This is a genomic window from Shewanella cutis, from assembly GCF_022410515.1.
GTDB classification, from domain to species: Bacteria; Pseudomonadota; Gammaproteobacteria; order Enterobacterales; family Shewanellaceae; genus Shewanella; species Shewanella cutis.
In genome coordinates this window covers 51,619-72,223 of the sequence record NZ_JACSDI010000018.1, presented here as the reverse complement: position 1 = coordinate 72,223, position 20,605 = coordinate 51,619, and the positions used below count along the sequence as shown (strand labels likewise).

Below are 20,605 nucleotides of genomic sequence, written 5' to 3'. Positions count from 1 at the left end.
GTAGGAAATTATGGCTGAAGTAGCAAACAACGAACAACAAGCCCCACAATTCAACATCCAACGTGTTTACACTAAAGATGTTTCTTTCGAAACGCCTAACAGCCCAGCAGTATTCCAAAAAGAATGGAATCCAGAAGTTAAGTTAGATTTAGACACTCGCAGCGCTAAATTAGCCGATGACGTATATGAAGTGGTTCTGTCTTTGACTGTGACTGCACAAAACGGCGGCGAAACTGCATTCCTGTGTGAAGTACAACAAGCAGGTATCTTCTCAATCGCAGGTCTGACTGAGCCACAACTGGCTCATTCATTAGGCGCATACTGCCCTAACATCCTATTCCCATATGCGCGTGAAGCGGTAGGTAGCTTAGTTGCCCGTGGTACTTTCCCACAACTTAACTTAGCACCCGTAAACTTCGACGCGCTGTTTGCACAATACGTGCAACAACGTCAAGCCGCAGCAGCTGCACCTGCAGCCGAAGAAGCTAACGCTTAATTACATGAATAACTCTGCCGATATCACGGTATTAGGGGCGGGCTCATATGGCACCGCCCTTGCCATCTCTTTAGCCAGCAATGGTCATAAGACCTTGTTGTGGGGGCACGATCCTGCCCATATGCAGACGCTTGCAGAAGATAAATGCAACCAAGCATTCTTGCCTGGTATTGCCTTCCCCGAGTGTTTACATATTGAAGCCGATTTAGCCAAAGCCTTAGCCGCCAGCAATAACGTGCTGGTTGTCGTGCCTAGCCATGTGTTTGGCACGGTACTGGCCCAAGCCAAACCTTTGTTGCGCCAAGATGCACGCATCGTATGGGCGACCAAAGGGCTCGAGCCTGAAACCGGACGTTTGCTGCAAGATGTGGCCCGTGATGTGTTAGGCGAGCAATATCCGCTGGCGGTATTGTCTGGGCCAACCTTTGCGAAGGAATTAGCCATGGGGTTACCTACGGCGATTTCGGTTGCGGGCACGTGTCCCAAATTTACCGCTGAGCTCGTGGAATTGCTGCACAGCCCTAAGCGTTTACGGGTTTACGCTAACGACGATTTTATCGGCCTGCAATTAGGCGGCGCGGTAAAGAACGTTATCGCGATTGGTGCGGGCATGTCTGACGGTATTGGCTTTGGTGCCAACGCCAGAACAGCATTAATCACCCGTGGTTTAGTCGAGTTAACTCGCTTAGGTGAAGCCTTAGGCGCCAGCTCTGCCACCTTTATGGGCATGGCTGGATTAGGTGACCTAGTGTTGACTTGTACCGACAACCAATCCCGTAACCGCCGCTTTGGTTTAGCCTTAGGTAAAGGCTGCGATGTGGATACCGCCCAAGCCGAAATAGGTCAAGTGGTTGAAGGTTATCGCAATACTAAAGAAGTGTTTACGCTAGCCAAACGTCTTGGTGTTGAAATGCCGATCACTGAGCAGATTTACCAAGTCTTGTATCAAGGTAAATCACCAGTTGATGCCGCAAAAGAACTGCTTGGTAGAGAGAAGAAATCAGAAACGCCTGCGCAATAAAGCGCGAGCCGTGATGATGCTGTAATGCCGAATAACATAAAGGGTGCTAAAATAGCGCCCTTTTTTATACATGGAAGTATTTATCCCCGATTGCCATGGATGGTGAAAGAGGGGATTTATACATGGACTTCTGGTGCAAGGAGTATCCCCGATCGCCATGGCCCTTGATGTTCCCTACATCAGGCGGGCATTTCCTCCATCCTTGGAGGTCAGATGGTGAAAGAGGGGATTTATGTCCGATCGCTATCGCATTAAGGTGATAGGCAGCAGTCGGCATTGGCTGTATCCAGCAAGGCTGGATGCTGAACGCGGAATATCCACCCCAATATCAAAGACCAACACCGAGAGTCAGTCTCTGAAAAATACGGGATGATGGGCAATAGCCAAATCAATTTATCGACTGGAGTATAAGTGTGAAACATCATGATGTAATTATTATCGGAGCCGGCGCCGCAGGATTAATGTGTGCAGCAACAGCGGGTTACCGAGGTCGTGATGTACTGGTACTCGATAATGCCAAGCAGGCTGGGCGTAAAATCCTTATCAGCGGTGGCGGCCGTTGTAACTTCACTAATCTAAAAGTTGAACCCGCCAACTTTATCTGTGGCAACCCGCACTTTGTAAAATCGGCATTGGCGCGTTATCCGTCGCAGCAGTTTATCGAACTGGTTGAGCGCCACGGCATTGAATACCACGAGCGCGATCACGGCCAGCTGTTTTGTAATGACTCGGCTAAAGAGATAGTCACTATGCTGCTCACCGAATGCGAATGGGCGGGCGTGAGTATCAAACTGCGTACCGATATTTTATCCGTTGGTAAAAATGAAGCTGGCCGCTTTGAGCTAAACACCTTAAATGGCGAGTTAAGTTGTGACTCGTTAGTAATCGCCACCGGCGGTTTATCTATGCCAAAACTTGGCGCTACGCCTTACGGTTATCAATTGGCCGAGCAGTTTGGCCTTAAGGTGTTGCCAACTCACGCGGGTCTAGTGCCTTTTACTTGGCACAGCGAGGATAAAATTCGCTTTGAACCACTATCGGGCATTGCCGTACCGAGCCGCATTACCGCCAAAGATGGCACCGCCTTTAGCGAGGCGCTGCTCTTTACCCACAGAGGCTTATCTGGCCCCGCGATTTTGCAGATTTCCAACTATTGGAAAGCGGGTGAAACCATAGAAATCAATCTATTACCCAATATGAATGCCGCACAGGCCTTAGAGCAACAACTGGCCGCACATCCTAAACAGAGTCTGCGCAATACCTTAAGCCAGTGGTTACCTAAGCGGCTGGTGGAAGTGTTATTCGATGAGGCGTTATTAAACAAAGCGTTAAATCAGCTTATACATGCCGAGCGCGCCAAGCTGGTGGACGATCTGCACCGCTGGACAGTCTTAATGAATGGCACCGAAGGCTATCGCACCGCCGAAGTGACTTTAGGCGGCGTGGATACTAATGAATTATCATCTAAAACCATGGAAGCCATTAAAGTTCCCGGCCTGTTTTTTATCGGCGAAGTGATGGATGTCAGCGGTTGGTTAGGTGGCTTTAACTTCCAATGGGCTTGGGCATCTGGCGTGGCGGCAGGACAAGCGGTTTAGTTGTGTAGTGACAATAAAGTTTGTACATTGCTCATAAAGTTTGTACACAAAGCTCTTTTGTAACAATAAAGTTTGTACACTAAACTATGCTTCATACATTTGTTATGGAGTGACGTTTGATGGGGCGACGTAGAAAATTAGAAACATTGGATGACTTTCAAAGAGCCTTAAAGAACAAATATGGTCTTGGTGAAAGTGATAGCTACAAGCCATGGCTTCGGGTTCAAGATGTCCGTTCTATTGGTAATAGTGCAAAGATTCAGGGTATTAAGGCAAAACGAGAGCATCACATGCTTTCTGAACACGAAAGTTGCTTTTTCTACATTGCTGAGTTCTGCGATTCCGTTATTGATATCAGGGAGCAGTTCCCTCTCTTCCCTCTAGACCTATCGGTAAAAATTGCCAAAACCTTTGGGGTGAAGCATCCCGTTGTACCAGGAACCAAGTCGCCTAATGTTATGACCACGGATTTTGTTCTGACTCGCTCTGACGGGGTGAACACCTGGTATGAAGCTGTGAGTGTTAAACCTTCAGATAAACTGACAGATGTAAGAGTTGCCGAGAAACTGGATATTGAACGTATCTGGTGGCAGTTGCTGGGAGTTCCCTTTCATCTTTTCGTGATGACCAAAGAAAATCAAATCCAGTCAAAAAACATTCAATGGATAACAGCTCCTGTCCGACAAGGCCGAAGATTTCCAAGTGACTTAGTCGAAAGCTCTTCAGCACTGATTTCTCCAGGAACCATACTGATAGAGGATATATGTGATGAGTTTGTTCGAGTGCTTGATCTTGAGCATGACGATGCGTTGGTTCTTTTAAAAACCTTGATTGCAACCAAAGTGGTTAATGTTGATCTCAATAAGCCCATAGCAGATATAGGTATTTTGAATATTATCAAAGTTCAAGACTTTAAAGTGGTGCGGCATCATGCAAGTTGATCGTAACAGTATTTGGCTGATTACTAGAGTGGATGGTATTAAGGATGGTAAGTACAGAGTTCTTGCTCACTATGCAAATTATGACCTCTTGATTCTTTATCGATTAAATGACGAAAAAGGTTTGGAAATGCCTGTTCCCGTAAAATATCCACTATTTTTAGAGTCTGCAAGGTGCGGGAACAGCAAAATATCCAGTTATTCGACACCTTTTTATCAACTGATCTCTGAAGAGGATATTTCCCCTGCTCACAGAGTAAAGCGGAATAACCGTTTCGAGTTGATAAATGATTTGATCAGCAATCCAGAGTTTTTGCTTGATGTAGCCTTAAATCAGCGTAGCAAAATCGTAGCTAGCTATGCCAAGGAACGAGGTGTTTATGTCCAAAAAATCTATCGTTCACTGAATCAATATTGGCAATATGGACAGGAAATTAATGCATTACTTCCAGCGTACAAACATTGTGGTGGCTCAGGTAAATCCCGGCTGTCCGGTATGGCGAAACGAGGGGCACCGATACAACTGTCGACACCCAGTATGGTGGCTCCTCTAGGAGTGAATACTACGGAAGAAGATAAAACCAAGTTTCTTCTAGGAGTGAAGAAATATGCGTTAAGGGGCAAGAAGGTTTCTCTTAATCGTGTATATGAGCAAATGCTTAAAGAATTTTATGCAGATGAGCTTCAATTAGCAGAAACTGAACATCGAGAGCCTGCACTCCCTAGTTTGAGGTCATTTCGCTACTGGATTAAAAGACTGGTTCCTGAGGCTGAGTTGATCCGTAAACAAACTACTGCAGGTGATTTTGAACGAAATCGGAGAGGTTTACGAGGATCTGCCACGGATCATACAGAGGTGCCTGGCAGCTGCTTTGAGCTGGATGCGACAGTTCTTGACGTCCATATAGTTTCAGAGTTTAACCGAAATCATGTTCTTGGTCGTCCAACAGTTTACTGCGTAGTCGATAAAGAAAGTCGGATGATTGTTGGTCTTCATGTATCAATGGAGTACGCTTCTTGGCGAGCCGGAAGACAGGCTTTAGTCAATAGCTTTACTTCGAAGAAGGATTATTGTGCGCGTTTTGGTATAGACATTGATGAGTCAGAATGGCCTTGCCATCACATCCCCCAGCGTCTCCTGTGTGACCGAGGGGAGTTTATCTGTAACAAGCCGGAAGAGCTTGCTGTACCATTAATCGGGCATTTGAGTATTGCTCCTCCTTATCGTGCAGACCTGAAAGGTATTGTAGAGCACAGATTTCACATCTTGAACGAAAAACTCATCCATGAACTGAAGGGGACTACTAGAGGACGTCATTATATTCGTGGAGACAGAGATCCTAGATTAGATGCTACTTTAACTATTACTGAAGTGACTCGGCTTCTTATTGATCAAGTTTTAGAGCATAACAGTTCTATTTTTGATGGCCTAGCTGGTCAAACCCTTTTGCTAGTAGAAGCCAGTCTTCCTCCTACCCCTTTGAATTACTGGAATATACATCTAAAAAAACACCGTCATGCACTGAATAAAGCAGATGAAGCAGACATCAGGGCTAGGTTACTTCCTGTTGAGCAAGTTTCAATGACTAGCAAGGGAGTTCGTCTTAATGATGATATGTATTACGAATGTGATCGGGAAGAGTTTGAAGACTGGAAAGTTATAGCTCGTACGAATGGACGTTGGAAGCTTGAAGCGCGGTTCGACCAAGATAATGCCTCATTTATCTACGTACGCTTTCGCCCAAACGAAGGATTTACTCGGTGTCAACTGATGTTGCATTCTGCCAATTTTGAAGCTCGTCATAGAGCTGATGTACTGTATTTCGAAGATTGGAAGAAAGTTGTTAAGAAACGTTCTACACCAACTGGAAAATCTATTGAAAGACATAATAGAAGAAAAGCAATTACAGTACTTGCTCAGGAAGGGCTAAAAAGAGAACCAGCTTTAAATTCAAAATCAGAGAAAATATCTAATATCAAGGAGAGAAGACGAGATGCCATAATGGAGGCTAGGCTTACCAGTGACAATGACTTTGTGGAGCTTCATGAACGTGAGTCTTCAGTTGATGGTATTGCTATTGAGAAAGCCAGCAACGTTATCACTTTGCTGAAGCGTGCGCGGAGTCCAAATAATGAAAATTGAAAAAGCCGTTTATCGCCCCGCTATTCTCCCTGAGCATCGAGGAAATCCCTTAATCGAGGCTTTACCAACAAAGTATACAGATGAGGAGCTTGTAGACAGACTCAGTTTTTACCCGTCGCACTCTTTTGATGAGACTCAACTTGATCCCTTTGAACGAGTTGAGTATCTGACCAGACTGAAGGATCTACGGCAACCATTACCCATCTATCTTGAGTGTTTTAGAGCGGTGGAAATGGCAATAAAAGAGGGTTACTCAGTCAAGAATCCGCTTTCTCCGACGACAATGAATTATCTACATTATCCAACAGATCGTCGTCCAAATATTGAACCAAGAACTGGGTATTTCAAACCAAAAGGATGCGGAATCACGGTAATAGGTGAAAGCGGTGTTGGAAAAACCTGCATGCTCGAACAGATATTAGGATGTTTCCCCGACACAATTGAGCACTCGCAATATAAAAAACACTCGCTACCATTACGCCAAGTAGTATGGATCAAAGTGGATTGCCCAGATGACTCCAGCGTTAGAGCTCTGTGCCACAAGATTCTGTCCGAATTGGATAGCAAGCTTGGCTTTGAGCCGACTAAGCGAGCCGGAACTATCCCTCTTCTGTTAGACCAAATCGAAGCACGTATCAAATCCAGCTTTTTAGGGATCTTGGTCATCGATGAGATGCAGAATCTGAATCTGGCAAAAACCGGTGGTGCTGACCGCCTGTTGGGTTTCATCCACAATCTGGTTAACAATCTCGGTATTCCTATCCTGTTCTGTGCCAACCCACCGTTCAATCAGTTGCTCAGTCGAACTCTTAAAGCGGCACGACGGGCAGAAAGCAATGGTTATTTCGATGTCGTGCTGATGGAAAATGACAGTGTATGGGAACTGTTTATAGAAGAGTTGTGGGAACTTCAATGGACCAACGTAAGAACTCCATTAACTGGAGAGCTGAACGACAAGCTTTATGAGCTATCTGTTGGCAACCTAGATCTGGCCGTTCGAATCTTCCGTGAAGCACAGCGTTACATCATAGGTTGTGGCGATGAACGCATCACGGAAGAGTTGCTTGAGCATGCCGCAAGTATTGCTATCAAGGCTTCGAAGGTGGTCACTGATGAAATCAGGCGAGAGCGCTCAATTACTGCGTTGAAAAGGAAGCGGAATACTACTTCACTCCCGGCTCGCGCAGATATGGCTCATACACAGCAGAAGGAATTGGTGGCAGTTGAGGGCGTGCCTCAATCAATACCCGGTGACCTGAGCCGACCTCACCATCCTGAGTTTGCCGATGCACTTACTATACTGCAAACAGCGGATGACCTTTTTGAACGAATCGGTAATCCTGATTTAGTACAGCATGCTGCGGCTGAGGAGAAGCCACTGGAGTTGTTGCGGCAAGAAGGCGTTTTCTGTGAACATCCGCTGAAAGTCTTTGCGTAAAAGTCTTAAGGGCGTACCGAATGAAATTGCCCGTAAGCCTACCTGATGAATTACTACTAAGTCGCCTAATCCGCTATGTTACGGCTTCAGGCTATAAAGGGGATAGCTTTGCTAGCAAGGTCTTTGGATCAAGAAAGGTGTCTATCCATCCCTTTCTTACAGCTAGGCTTGAGCAGCTGGCCGAATGGAGTCTTGAGAGTGCTGAAGTAATGTTGTTTCAGCAAACGTTGGCACCGTTGTTTCTTTTTTTTCTCCCGATTTATGCTGATAAGCTTAAACAATCAATGTTGACAGGTGATGGTGCTGAGGCACATCGAGCAAGTCAGTTGTCTTCATTTGGTAACGGTCATTCACTTTGCTTAAAATGGTGCCCAGTGTGTGCTCAACAAGATTTGTATCAGTATGGTGTTGCTTATTGGCACCGGACACACCAGATACCTGGCGTAACGGCTTGTGCATTTCATCCTGTACTCCTTGAGAGGCAGGAACTTGTGAAGAGGCAGCGAATCATTGCAGGATTACTCCCTACGCCCATCTCCCTGCTACGAGCTGCTTCCGATGCCGAGATTCAAGTAGCTAGGTTTGCCTCCAAACTCCTTCAATTGGTAACGGGTGGCATTCATCGTGTTGATACCGTATTAGCCTATCGCTCGAAGCTATCTGAGTTAGGGTTTATTACCGCTCATCAGCGAGTGAGGCGTAAAAGTTTAATTGAGGACTTCTGTGCCGATATAAAGCATTACCGTCCAAGCTCAGATACTCCATTTCCTCGTCATCCTCATGACTACCGTTACCTATCCCAACTTTTGGAACCTCACACCAGTCATCACCCATTTCGGCACCTTTTATTTGCATGGTGGTTATTTAGGGAACCTAAGAAAATGTTTTCCATAAATTCTTTTAGTATTGAATTAGTAGGGCCAATACCTTTGATAAGTGTCGCGCAAAAAATAAGTATTGAGCAGCAATGTTTGGAACTGCTTAGACAATCACATTCGCTGAATAAAATTCACCACCTGACTGGTAAAAGTCGTTGTTATCTGAAACGGCTTGCTCTACTCAATAACATTCCAATTACAATAAAACCTAAAAATCTGACTGATGAATGCGTAAATAAAGTTATTCGATTAGCCTATTCTGGCATGAATAGAGAGACTATTTCGCAGTTGTGTAGCGTAGGCATCGGCTCGGTAGAACAGATAATATCTAGCCAACAGGGACTTGTCGAACACCGCAAGCGGTGTCATTGGGAATCCAAGCGTCGGCGTTGCAGGCTTGAGATTACTAGATATTTACAATCACATCCAGGGACACTCCGAAAAGATTGCAAAGCTAAGTGTAATGCTGCTTTCTTTTGGCTGTATTCAAATGATGGTATCTGGCTAGAGTCTGTTTTACCAAAACCGATGATACCTACAGGACGATACTAACACTTAATCCAGCTTAGTTAATTAAGTAATAAGTCGATAAGCTGGCGGGATATTGAACATATCCACTCAATATGTGCAGTGAATCGGTATTCCATTCTAAAACAAACACCTATTTCGGACGGAGCAAGTGATATTGTGTCAAATGGACTGTCATTTTCCAACTTTTGGCGTCCCCGCCATGCTGCAATTGGCTCCTCTCCTAAAAGCACAATTTCTTCTAGACGTATTCTTTTTGAAATACTCTCTGGACATGGTGTTCACATATTCTGAAAGCACTATTTAATTTCACCAACATAGGCCGAGGAATCAACTAAAGTTAATTTTAATACTCAAAATTATGAGGTTAACTAAAATAGCAGCTCAGTCTGGTTTCAGTCATTTCGACTATTGTAGAATAAATAGATCCAAGAAAATCTTTCATTTCTTCAGTCAGCATAGAGCTATCTACTCCTGGTTGAGCTACCGAAAATTCAAAACTAACGTCGGAGTATTTTAATGCTTTCTTAATATCGTCAATATCAGAAGAGTTTCCCTTATAAAATCTTAATCCAGTCAACACGCCATTTTTGTTTCTGCGCTCCATGTGTTTGAGTAGCTCCTCTGGACGCCATTTATACCTTAGTGAAACTAAAGCTTGGCCACAGACCTCATACAAATCCGACAACCTTGCCCCTGAAGCTTCTTTGGAATATTTGCAGTGGACTAGTTGAAATCGGATGTGGTCATCATCAATAAAGATCGCGATTATGTCTGCGCTTTCTCCAGAATTATCATCATTAAAAACCACTTTCGCCCCATCATTGGCAAGTTTTCTCATCATGTATTCCTGTATCGAATTTTTCCTCTTGGTACTACTCTTGTACATAGATTCAATTGTAAAATTGACATCTTGCCAATCGAGTTTATTAATTTGATTATTAGGAATTCGGTCAATTACATGATCGCCGTAGTCGGTATGTATGCAACCTGATATAGTACTTCCATTCAGTAGGAACATAGTTGGTGGATTTTCTTCAAAAAACTGCTTCAAGGATATGGAGTTATTCTTTATACCGTCAACTTTTATTTTTGAGTCATCAAGTCCAATAACCCGGTGGCCTTTTTCCCCTCCAAGCTGTATTTCAAATGTAACTGTTTCCCCTAAAATATTTAAAGAAAATTCAGCTCTGTCTTTATTACAGTAAGTATTTCTTATTTTGCATTCTGACAGCATTACTGACTTTGAGTTCGGCAGTTCCACAGTAATTTTGTGAATCCTCAAATATAGATCTTCAGACCAATCCGTCGCTAGTATAATCACATTTTCAGGGAAAGACTCAATCTGGGTTTTTGATGCGGAGTCTTCCAACAATTGATTTGAATCTATGGCTTCGTCCGTAATCATCTTTCCTATAGATAAACACCATGACTTCCATTCTTTTAAATCTGCTAATCGAGCTGGACTCCAGATTTTACCTTTAACTGAGGCACCAACACTGACGGGGAAACCATCTCTAAATCCAATACCAACAAAATCGGATTTTTGACAACGCTTACCTTCCTTCCATTTCGTAAGTTCAGTAGTTACATCAGCACCACTTAGCCTAGAATACCTGTGAAGATGATTCGCTGGCTTAAATATACCCGCATGAACAATACTAAGTCTTTTGATTGCATTAAAGGACCGAAACACACAATCACCTTTGATCGGCATTGGCTTTTCTTGGGTAATAGCTTCTACTAGATAGTCAATATCAAGTCGTTTTTCCGAATATCCGACATATAAAATATTCGTCTCCCGATCAAAATGCATGACAATCAAATCCCATTTTTGATCCCGCATTTTATCACTTCTGGCCCATTTCACTTTATCTCTTCTCTGAGTTGTAAAGTAAAAGACATTCTCCTGTTCGTTTAAGAATGGCTGTGAAAGAGAATAGTGATGGGTATTAAAGGCATCTTTGAAGTATTTCCATGAAACTTTTTTTGCCTTAAAGCAAACACAACTGAGAGCTGGGTAGACCAGCTTAGGGTTTAGTTCAATATCGGGTGAGTCGAAACCAGATATTGGCTTGCAACCTTGAAGGAAGGTAAGTAAAGACTCTGCTTCGGATTTCTTAGCGTCAGCGACTTCACTAATAATCTCTTCCCAGCCAGAGCCCTCTTGGAAAAGATTCTCTAACTCTGTTGACATTTTTTCTTCGGCGTAGTTTACGATGAAAGTGGCATCACCAAGGCCTTGCTGAGTTCGAGTGAATCTGCCGATAAATTGAAGTAGAACCGAAATAGACTTATGCACACCGTGTACGGCAGCTATTTTGAAATTTGGATAGTCAAAACCTTCTTTGAGCATATCTACGCATACAACAATGTCATACTTGTCTTTCTTTATTGCATCAATAATTAAGTTCCTTGATTTTATATTAGAGTGAACCAAGGCAACATTTTCACTTGGAAACCATTTTTTGTAATTTTCGTATAAAATCTCTGCATGTGTTCGACTCTCTGCACGAACCATTATTTTATGCTTAGTAAAACCTGACTCTCGGTCCTTTATTAGCTGAGATACGGCTGCGTTTGCAATTGCTTGATCTTTCTTCTTCGGGTGACGCTCATCAATAGATATTAATGAAATCTTTGAAAAGCACTCATCTTTCAGTGCCTGAGATAGTGGGTAATTGTATACAACCTTTCCTTCTATTGGTTGTCTATCATTTCTGTAAGGGGTTGCTGTAAATTGAACTATCTTTGAGTTGTTGAATACAGACTTCAACTTTTGCCATTCTGATGCTGCAATATGGTGTGCTTCATCAAAATACACATGGGAAAACAGGCCTGAAAATTTTTGAATAATTTCATCTGGAGAACGAGCAAAGAGTGCTGGTGTAGATATTACAACTTCAGACTCAAGAATTACATCAATATTTTCTTGATGGCTTATTGTTTTATTTAAAACTAAAACATTAGGGTATGGTGTGTTATTGGGGATTATATTAAGAGTTTTAAGCATTCCCCATGATTGAAATTTTTCAGATATCTGTGTTTTAAGATCAATGGTGGGAACAATCACGAGTGTTCTTGTTGCCTTATCAGCTAGAGACAAGCATAGCATCGTTTCTGTTTTACCCGTCCCAGTGGGAAGAACTACTGTAGCTACATCATTTGACAACGACCAGTGAGATAAAAGCGAGTATATCGCACCTAATTGTGCAGGGCGAAGCCCACGGCCCTCACTATTTCTAGCGGTTATTTTAACATCTTCAAAATATGACTCTGGTGAGCCAGGCAATTGAGAAACTAGCCCTTTCAATTTGAAATCTTTGAGAGAGTTTCCGATTTTACCTTCAATATCAGCGATAAATTGGACTCCAAAAGGACTTACAAGTTGGTATCTCTTTCCTTTGATATGTGAAGCTCTAAATTCCCACACACCTTCCGGTATCGCCAACTTAGATCGAACCCCGATAGACGTACTATTTCTCTTAAGGAAAATTGGCTTTTCTATACTCAGTTGCTCTACATGTTCCAGAGCTAAGCTATCTTGACCAGTAAGCAAATTCGAATTTTTAAAGTCCATTTAATTTCTCCAATATTTACAAGGATAATATGAGATGTGCGATCCCATCCAGCCGTTCTTTAGTCTTTTCCCACTTTGGCATTACCTGGCCCATTAGTCGGTAAAACCGCTCACTGTGGTTATGCTCAGCAATGTGGCAAAGCTCATGAAGAATCACATAATCAATACACTCACGAGGTGCTTTAACCAGGTGAGGGTTCAGGGTGATTCGACCATTGGGTGAACAGCTGCCCCATTGGGTTTGCATGGTCAGTATGCGAAGCGGTGGCCGTTCTTCTACCCAAAGGGCTTGCTCCAGCATGGAGTCGAGACGCTTGGCGAAGGTTTCCTTGGCCCGCGCTTTGTACCAGTCTGTTAGTAGCTCTTTAACCTTTTCAGCGGACTTTGTTCTTACCGAAACTTCTAACTTACCGCGTAGTAATTTCACACCTTGAACCTGCTCAGGCGCTTCAATCACTTTCAGCAGGTACTGTTTCCCCTGGTAGTAATGGCTCTCACCGCTGATGTATTGCCGAGGGGTGGTGAATTCAAGCTGTTTGCGGAAATCCCTAAGCTGCTCGTATATCCAACGCCCACGCCTTTTAACAGCTGATAACACGGCTTCGCTCTCAGCTTCCTCAGGAGCCGATACAACTACCCGACAATCGGGATGAACCTTGATTAATACCTTGCCAGTGGCTTGCGGGCGCTTGACTCGCTCAAACGTAATCTGCTCGTCGCCGTAGCGAAAGCTCATGGTCTGGCCCTGGGGTTTTATCGGCACATTCATCTGGTTATACCCGTTCAAGCACCGTTTAATCCGACCCGAGTGATCTGAACAATCATCTCAACAATCTTCTTGGCCTGAGCCATTCCGCCACCAATGGCTTTGCACTCCTGGAACATACGCGGCAGTAGCTTTTTACGAATGTCGGCTTCGATGTTTTGTGGGTTGATGGAGTTTTCCGCGACGGAGGTTTCTACCGCCAGATCAATTTCAAAGGCGACTTTTACCCACTTATCCTGAACTTGCTGGTCCAACACTGCCAAAGCTTCAGGCAGCACTTTCTTGAACACACCAAAGTAAGCCTGAGCATGGCGATTACCGGCAAAGGCATCGGGTATGTCGTTCAGTCGTCTGTCTTGAACTTGCTCTTCAAATTCACGGAACAGCATGTACTGTTTCAGTGGGTGGTCGAATAGCTTTTCCGCCTCTTCAATGGCTTGGCGCAACAGCTTGGAGAACGCTTCCTGAGCATAAGGGTCATCGCGAAGATCTTGTTCTATCATGCGGGTTACGCGGGTTTTGATGATGTCGGTTTCGTTGCGGGTTTTATCTTCGCTCCAGTCTTCCGGCTGTTGCTTTTGCCCCATCTTGCCCACTTCATACACGCCGCCGGGTTCTTTAACCTCGACACCCACCACATGCTTATCCAGCAGCTTTTTCACTTGTTCGGCGTATTCGTCGTAATCAATCCTTTCGCCCGCATCTTGTTGCACCAATTGGCGCAGGCTGGAGAATTGCTTCACGGTTTCTTTGTAGTGACGACGATCCTGATCACTAAAGCTCTTGTCTTCAAAGAAAGTGGCGGATTGCAGCGCTACCTTCAAGCAGCTGGCGAAGGTCGTCAGTGCCTCATAGAAGTCTTCACGCACCTTTAGATGCACGTCAACCAGCTCGCCGCTCTCTCCCGGCGCTAAAGGTTTTTGCTCTTCAATCTTTGGTACCAGTACCTGACGCAATTGCTCAATGTCGCTCTTGTTTTTCACGCCATCGAATATGGCCCATAGCTGCTTATACAGCTGTGGCAGGCGCTTATACTCGGTACTCATCTGATTGTACAGGCCAGCAATATCGTTAATGTCGTAACCGCCCTGAGTACGGGAGGCCAGATCCTGATATTTTTGGATGGTGGTATCCAGTTCCGCCAGAATGCCGCGATAGTCGATGAGCAGACCAAATTTCTTTTTCGGGTGCAGGCGGTTTACCCGTGCAATCGCCTGGATCAGGTTGTGCTCTTTTAGGGGTTTGTCGATATATAAGACAGCGTTTTTAGGTTCATCAAAGCCGGTAAGCAGCTTATCAACCACGATGAGTATCTTCAGAGAATCGTCTTTGTCGAAGCGTTCAATCAGGTGCTTGGTGTAAGCTTGTTCATCCTGGCTACCCACGTTGTCTTTCCACCATTGGGTTACTTCCGGTGTGGTGGCCTCATCGACAGCAGTATTGCCTTCACGACTATCCGGCGGGCTCATCACTACGGCAGATTCAAACAAGCCTGCTTCGTCCAGATATTTTTTGTACTTGATCGCAGAGGCTTTGCTGTCGCAGGCTAATTGGCCTTTCAAACCTTCGTCGATGTTCTTTACGAAATGGTTAGCAATATCCAGGGCAATCAAACGAATGCGGTCATCAGCACCGTATACCTGGCCCTTCTTGGCAAACTTGCGCTTTAGGTCGGCCTTTTGCTCGTCTGAAAGTCCTTCGGTAATACGCTCAAACCAACTGTCGATGGCGCGTTCATTCACATCTAGGTCGGGAATGCGCTCTTCATACAGAAGCGGCGTTACCGTCTGGTCTTCCACCGCGCGCTGCATGGTGTAAGCATGCACAATGGGGCCAAACTTATTGGTGGTCTTGTCGTCTTTTAACAGTGGTGTGCCGGTGAAGGCGACAAAGGCAGCATTCGGCAGCGCCTGCTTCATACGAATATGGTTTTCACCACCTTGGCTGCGGTGGCCTTCGTCAATCAGCACAATGATGTCAGAGCTGTTGTTTACACACTCTGGCATTTTGGTAGCGGTATTAAACTTCTGGATGAGCGAGAAGATAATCCGCTCAGTGCCTTTGCCAATCTGTTCAGCCAAGCGTTTACCGGAGGTGGCCATTGCTGCTTCTTTGTCTTTCTTCCCGGCCAGTTCGCCGCCAGAGGCAAAGGTTTTGCTCAGCTGGGTTTCCAAATCTACTCGGTCAGTCACCACTACTATACGGCATTGCTTCAGGCTTTCGTGCAGGATCAGCGCCTTACTTAAAAACACCATAGTGAATGACTTACCCGAACCCGTGGTGTGCCAAATCACACCGCCTTCACGCCCCCCGGTGACGCTACGGGTATTGATACGTTCAATCAGCCGCTTGATACCAAATACCTGCTGATAACGGGCAACGATTTTGCCAGCCTTTTTATCGAATAAGGTGAAGTAACGGGTCATCTCCAGCAACCGGACAGGGCTTAACAAGCTGATCAGTAATTGATCCTGACCAGTCACTGCAAGCTCTCCGGCAGCGGTCAGGCTCAGGTACCAATCCAGGTCTTTTGCCGGGCGGTGGCTGAATAAAGTTGCCAGCTGTTCGTCTTTGAGCGTTTTGTTTTTGATGGCGTACATCTCGGCATGGGAGATGTCTTCTTCACGCCAGGCGGCCCAGAACTTAGTGGGCGTGCCACAGGTGCCATAACGGCCCTCGTTGCCATTTATGGAAAGCAGCAACTGGCTATAGATGAACAATAACGGGATTTCATCATGGCGCTGGTTACGCAGGCTTTGCGAAATGCCTTCGTCAATGGTGGGGCCCTTTTTCGCATTGCCATCCGGGCGTTTCGCCTCAATTACAACCAGAGGAATACCGTTCACAAAACACACGATGTCTGGTCTGCGCTTGTCCTGAAATGAAGAGCCGACGCCGCCCGAGCGGGTAACGGTAAACTCTTCGGTAAACACAAAGCTGTTATTGGCTGGGTTCTGCCAGTCAATCAAGGCAACCGTCGGGCTGGCCTTTTTGCCATCCACAAACTCAGTGACGGAGATGCCATACAGCAGGTGGTTGTACAGGCGCTCATTGGCGGTTAACAAGCCTTCGTTAAGTGCAGGACTGCACACCTCGGCAATCAGGTTGTCGATAGCCTTTCCAGACAGCGGGTAGCTCTTACCGGCAAAGGTGAAAGTGCGCTTTTGCAGTTCACCACGCAGCACCTGGCGTAACACCACCTCATCGGCCTTGTCACCACGAGCGGCTAACGCGAGTTCAGGAGAGAGGAACGACCACCCGAGGTTGGTCAACAACGTCAGCGCCGGTAACTTGGCACTGTATTCTTCCTGAAATTTGGGTGTGTATTGTGTCATTCGTTATCTCTCTTCAACCCCTGATACCCGAGGTGCGTTACTATTATCCCAACTAATTTGTAGGCAATACTTCAAGCTGTTCCATCAAAGAGAGTGTACAAAGAACTGTGTAAGGACTGAAAATCAGGGACAGCCATATCTTTTTGTGTTTTTCAGCACCTTCTACTAGGCTTTAAAATATCCTGATTTTGTCTGTGTGGAGTTTGTAATGACTTCGGCCAGAAGACAGCTAATTGATGCTAATGCAACGCCCTTCTATCATGTGATAAATCACTGTGTTAGAAGGGCTTTTTTGTGTGGTGAGGATAAGTTTTCAGGGCGCAGTTACGAGCATCGACGTGGCTGGATTGTTGATAAAATCAAAGCCTTGTCTGCGATATTTTGTATCGATATTTGCGCTTACGCGGTGATGAGCAATCATTACCACTTAGTGCTTAAAATAGATGTCGATAAGGCCAAATCGTTAACGCAAAAAGACATTATCAGCCGTTGGTGCCAAATTACTAAAGGCCATGCTGTCGCGACTAAGTATATGAATGGAGATGCATTAATCGACGGTGAACGCATATTACTGGATGAGTTAATTACCGAATGGCATGAGCGATTAAGCAGTATTTCTTGGTTTATGCGCTGTTTAAATGAAGAAATTGCCCGCAAGGCCAATCGTGAAGATGAGTGTAAAGGCGCCTTTTGGGAAGGCCGATTTAAATCGCAAGCACTGTTAGATGAGCAAGCCTTGCTCGCGTGCATGATGTATGTCGATTTAAATCCAATCAGAGCAGGCATTGCCGATTCTTTGCAATCCTCTGATTTTACATCGATTCAGGAGCGAATTAACTCGCTAAATTCACCCAATCGTTCATTAGCCATCTCAACGCCACAAACTGATTCCTCAACCAATCAAGCTCATATTCACCACAAGTCACTCGTCCAATTCGATGGCGCAGCTCACCTGAATCAGCAAACGGGCATTCCATTTCATTTTGCCGATTATCTCGAACTGATTGATTGGACAGGCCGCGCCATTCGCCTTGATAAGAAAGGCTATATCGATAATCAGCGACCGAAACTACTCAATGAATTAGGCATTGCCCCCGATGCGTGGCTCACGTCAGCCAAAGAGTTTCGTCGTCAATACAGTGGTATAAGTGGTCGATGGGATAGCATGTGCGCCTTTAAAAAGCAGCATAACTGCGGCAAATGGTGTAAAGGTAAAGCCTCAAGCGAAGCGTTACATCCTTAAGTTGCTCACGACTCAGCGTTTAGGATTATTTTTGTTTATCCGAAATAATATAATTTCGCGCAAAACACAGTACGCTTTTGTCAGAAAAGCCTGCTGAGTAAGGTTTTTAAAAGTCTACAGGCTAGGCCATGGCTCGCCTGTAAGTTAGCACTTAAAAAGCTAGGCTTCCCTCTTAAGCAGAACCTTCAGCCTTAATACCGTGTTTGTTAATCTCCAGCTATGGCTTGGTTAAGCATTAAACACGGAGGTTTGTATGCCGCGCCCTCGTATGACTCAAACAAGTCTTAAAGACGCTCTCTATTGCTCATTTGGTGCATGATACGGTTGGACTTCTGCGGGTATATGCTCTCAATAGCGTCAACTAGACTTAGGCTATACTGGTAATGCTGCTTATTTATCTGAGGTGCGCCTGGTGATTAAATTATTGAATAAAATGCTTATTTGTCTACTGGTTGCCGCCAGTCCGCTTGCAGCAGAACCTCTGGTCATTGGCGCCGAAGATGACTGGGCTCCCTATTGCGCTCTGGATAAGCAGAGTGGACAACCTCTCGGCCTGGCTCCGGAGCTGGTCAAGGCGGTATTTGCTACCGAGAAACTCGAGATTGCTTTTCGCCCTCTTCCCTTCGCCCGTTGTATGCACGATGCGAAAAGCGGCAAAGTTGTGGGTTGTTTCAACGCGACCATTACCGAAGAGAATCGCAACCAATACTATTGGCATAAAACCCCGATGTTTGAAGAGGATCTTGCCATTTTCGCTCTCGCTAGCGAGCCGAACCGAGATCTCCAACTGTCCTCGTTAGAGGGCAGGAAGGTTGGTATCACTCTGGGTTACACCTATCCCACCGATTTTATGGATAACACTAAGATCACCCGTTTTGAGGCTAAATCGGATGCCCAGATCCTCGAAATGCTGGTGCGTGGCCGAGTCGACTACATTCTGATGAATGGTATGCCGGGTTACCTGCAGATCCAGCAGAGGCAACTGACTGGCAAGGTGATCAAGGTCGGAAAGATCTCAACCGATGGCTTTTGGCTCGCCTTTTCCCGCACTCATCCACAGGGTAAAGCGATGTCCAAACAGTTCGAAGAAGGATTGTTGAAAATCAAAAACAACGGCACCTATGAACTGTTAATACGAGATTTCGAGGCCAAACTCGGACTGCGTTGAGTTTTTGTCCTGCAACAGCAATATAAGACCCTGTTGGTCCGTCGCGTGCTAGGGCTACCGCCATAGGATGGTAGCCCATGAATACTGGCTCAAAATCACCTATCCACTTGTTTATCCAATCGCTAATTTGGTTTCTGCATAGCGCAATTTCTTGACCCTTGGGTTGGCAAGGAAGTAGGCCAGCATCAGTGGGCCTAAGCGCCCCATATACATCATAAAGATAATAATTCCTTGGCCTGCATCCGATAAATTGCTGGTTAATCCACGGGAGAGCCCCACAGTACCGAATGCCGATACTGCCTCGAAGGCGATATCCAAAATGGGCGCTTTTTCGGTGAGAACCAGGGCGAAAATCGCCAGCCATGTCACGCCAATAGAGATCATGGTGAGTGCTAATGCTTTACTGATGGTCTCTTTCGGGATTTCCCGTTTAAAGGCATAAGCGGCTTCATCACGACGTAAATAACTATAGGTTGCTAGAATTAACACCATAAAGGTCACCACTTTAATGCCGCTGGCGGTACTGAGTGAGCCGCCGCCGATAAACATTAGCATCAAGATCAACAGGGTTGAGCCATCTTCGAGTTTATCTATGGGCAGGGTATTAAAGCCTGCGGTGCGCGGGGTAACGGCTTGAAACCAAGAGGCCAACCATTTGCCGAGTTCGCTTAAGGGCGCGAGGGTGTTGGGGTTGTTGTACTCTATTAGGTAAATGGCTATCACGGCCACGGCATTGATCAGTATGGTGCCAGTAATCATCATACGGCTGTAGACGGTGAGTTTCGACCAACGTTTATTGCGCTTAAGGTCAATCCATACCGAAAAGCCAAGGCCGCCAACGATAAATAAGCCGGTGATGGTAAGGTTGACTACGGGGTCCGCCACATAGGGCATTAGGCTATTTGCGCTAAGGGCAAAACCCGCATTATTAAAAGCGCTAATGGTATAAAAGAAGCCATGGAACAGGCTGGTTTGCCAACCGAGCTCGTCGCTCCAATGAACAGATAAAATCAACATCCCGATAGCTTCAACCAGCAGTGAAAACACCAAAACCGCTTTAGCCGTCGAGACTAAGGTGGAGGTATCGGTTTGATTAAATGCTTCTTTGGCGACGGTTTGTTGCAGGAAACCGATTTTACCGCCAAGGGCAATCAGAGTAACGATGGCAAAGGTCATTACCCCTAGACCCCCTAACTGGATTAAAAGTGCGACAATCACTTGGCCAAAGGGGGTAAATACCGTGCCGATGTCGACCACCACCAATCCGGTCACTGTCACCGCCGAGGTGACAGTAAATAGGCTTTGTAGCCAAGTAATGGGTGACTCGGTGGCGATGGGCAGTTTAAGCAAGCAAGTGCCAACTAAAATCAGCAGAGCAAAGCTTGCACTTAAGATAAAGGGCGGCGCGCCAAAGAGTTTTTTACCGCTTTTAGGTGTGTGCTCTAGGGTGAGCGAAGGATGCCATTGAACCAC

At 45.4% G+C, this 20,605-nt stretch carries 14 protein-coding genes; 10 read left to right on the top strand and 4 right to left on the bottom strand.

Annotation, left to right across the window (positions count from 1 at the left end; genetic code table 11):
* Positions 1-10 precede the first annotated feature (10 nt).
* The 8 genes from secB (at position 11) to H9J30_RS17760 (ending at position 9,064) form a co-directional block, all read left to right on the top strand.
* Complete coding sequence (secB, locus tag H9J30_RS17795; RefSeq protein ID WP_240132225.1) at positions 11-496, top strand: protein-export chaperone SecB; 486 nt, start codon at positions 11-13, stop codon at positions 494-496.
* Positions 497-500: 4 nt separating this feature from the next.
* Complete coding sequence (gene gpsA / locus H9J30_RS17790) at positions 501-1,517, top strand: NAD(P)H-dependent glycerol-3-phosphate dehydrogenase (RefSeq protein WP_240132224.1); 1,017 nt, start codon at positions 501-503, stop codon at positions 1,515-1,517.
* Positions 1,518-1,749: 232 nt separating this feature from the next.
* Positions 1,750-1,890 (top strand): hypothetical protein, encoded by a 141-nt coding sequence (locus H9J30_RS17785; protein WP_240132223.1) that lies wholly within the window; start codon positions 1,750-1,752, stop codon positions 1,888-1,890.
* Positions 1,891-1,930: 40 nt separating this feature from the next.
* On the top strand, positions 1,931-3,115 hold the full coding sequence (locus H9J30_RS17780; RefSeq protein WP_240132222.1) for a BaiN/RdsA family NAD(P)/FAD-dependent oxidoreductase: 1,185 nt from the start codon (positions 1,931-1,933) through the stop codon (positions 3,113-3,115).
* 119 nt (positions 3,116-3,234) lie between these two features.
* On the top strand, positions 3,235-4,056 hold the full coding sequence (locus H9J30_RS17775; protein ID WP_240132221.1) for a TnsA endonuclease N-terminal domain-containing protein: 822 nt from the start codon (positions 3,235-3,237) through the stop codon (positions 4,054-4,056).
* Complete coding sequence (locus H9J30_RS17770; RefSeq protein ID WP_240132220.1) at positions 4,046-6,196, top strand: transposase; 2,151 nt, start codon at positions 4,046-4,048, stop codon at positions 6,194-6,196. The genes H9J30_RS17775 and H9J30_RS17770 overlap by 11 nt, the downstream gene beginning before the upstream one ends.
* Positions 6,186-7,634: an ATP-binding protein gene (locus tag H9J30_RS17765; RefSeq protein ID WP_240132219.1), complete on the top strand. Its 1,449-nt coding sequence runs from the start codon at positions 6,186-6,188 to the stop codon at positions 7,632-7,634. Before H9J30_RS17770 ends, H9J30_RS17765 begins: the two co-directional genes overlap by 11 nt.
* 20 nt (positions 7,635-7,654) lie before the next feature.
* Positions 7,655-9,064 carry a TnsD family Tn7-like transposition protein gene (locus H9J30_RS17760; protein ID WP_240132218.1) on the top strand — a complete coding sequence of 470 codons (1,410 nt, stop codon included), beginning with the start codon at positions 7,655-7,657 and terminating at the stop codon, positions 9,062-9,064.
* A 343-nt stretch (positions 9,065-9,407) separates the two neighbouring features.
* Here the strand turns inward: H9J30_RS17760 and H9J30_RS17755 are convergent, their stop codons facing one another.
* From H9J30_RS17755 to H9J30_RS17745, 3 genes are read right to left on the bottom strand one after another with little or no spacing between them, the layout of a single operon-like run.
* Entirely contained in the window at positions 9,408-12,620 is a 3,213-nt protein-coding gene (locus H9J30_RS17755) for a DEAD/DEAH box helicase (RefSeq protein WP_240132217.1), read from the bottom strand.
* Positions 12,621-12,636: 16 nt separating this feature from the next.
* Entirely contained in the window at positions 12,637-13,356 is a 720-nt protein-coding gene (locus tag H9J30_RS17750; protein WP_240132216.1) for a M48 family metallopeptidase, read from the bottom strand.
* A 47-nt stretch (positions 13,357-13,403) separates the two neighbouring features.
* Entirely contained in the window at positions 13,404-16,721 is a 3,318-nt protein-coding gene (locus H9J30_RS17745; RefSeq protein WP_240132215.1) for a type I restriction endonuclease subunit R, read from the bottom strand.
* Between the two features lie 208 nt (positions 16,722-16,929).
* On the opposite strand from H9J30_RS17745, the gene H9J30_RS17740 reads away from it, so the two are divergent.
* Both H9J30_RS17740 and H9J30_RS17735 read left to right on the top strand, forming a co-directional pair.
* On the top strand, positions 16,930-17,964 hold the full coding sequence (locus tag H9J30_RS17740; RefSeq protein ID WP_240132214.1) for a transposase: 1,035 nt from the start codon (positions 16,930-16,932) through the stop codon (positions 17,962-17,964).
* 412 nt (positions 17,965-18,376) lie between these two features.
* Complete coding sequence (locus H9J30_RS17735) at positions 18,377-19,132, top strand: substrate-binding periplasmic protein (protein WP_240132213.1); 756 nt, start codon at positions 18,377-18,379, stop codon at positions 19,130-19,132.
* 111 nt (positions 19,133-19,243) lie between these two features.
* On the opposite strand, the gene H9J30_RS17730 is transcribed toward H9J30_RS17735, so the two are convergent.
* The gene (locus H9J30_RS17730) at positions 19,244-20,605 is read right to left on the bottom strand and encodes a TrkH family potassium uptake protein (RefSeq protein ID WP_240132212.1); all 1,362 of its coding nucleotides are present in this window, start codon (positions 20,603-20,605) and stop codon (positions 19,244-19,246) included.

What these genes read in the sequence shown, in the direction of transcription:
- H9J30_RS17785 (WP_240132223.1), top strand. Translation starts at nt 1,750, where the DNA reads ATGTCCGATCGCTATCGCATTAAGGTGATAGGCAGCAGTCGGCATTGG.
- gpsA (WP_240132224.1), top strand. Translation starts at nt 501, where the DNA reads ATGAATAACTCTGCCGATATCACGGTATTAGGGGCGGGCTCATATGGC.
- secB (WP_240132225.1), top strand. Translation starts at nt 11, where the DNA reads ATGGCTGAAGTAGCAAACAACGAACAACAAGCCCCACAATTCAACATC.
- H9J30_RS17770 (WP_240132220.1), top strand. Translation starts at nt 4,046, where the DNA reads ATGCAAGTTGATCGTAACAGTATTTGGCTGATTACTAGAGTGGATGGT.
- H9J30_RS17765 (WP_240132219.1), top strand. Translation starts at nt 6,186, where the DNA reads ATGAAAATTGAAAAAGCCGTTTATCGCCCCGCTATTCTCCCTGAGCAT.
- H9J30_RS17740 (WP_240132214.1), top strand. Translation starts at nt 16,930, where the DNA reads ATGACTTCGGCCAGAAGACAGCTAATTGATGCTAATGCAACGCCCTTC.
- H9J30_RS17760 (WP_240132218.1), top strand. Translation starts at nt 7,655, where the DNA reads ATGAAATTGCCCGTAAGCCTACCTGATGAATTACTACTAAGTCGCCTA.
- H9J30_RS17745 (WP_240132215.1), bottom strand. Translation starts at nt 16,721, where the DNA reads ATGACACAATACACACCCAAATTTCAGGAAGAATACAGTGCCAAGTTA.
- H9J30_RS17775 (WP_240132221.1), top strand. Translation starts at nt 3,235, where the DNA reads ATGGGGCGACGTAGAAAATTAGAAACATTGGATGACTTTCAAAGAGCC.
- H9J30_RS17755 (WP_240132217.1), bottom strand. Translation starts at nt 12,620, where the DNA reads ATGGACTTTAAAAATTCGAATTTGCTTACTGGTCAAGATAGCTTAGCT.
- H9J30_RS17750 (WP_240132216.1), bottom strand. Translation starts at nt 13,356, where the DNA reads ATGAGCTTTCGCTACGGCGACGAGCAGATTACGTTTGAGCGAGTCAAG.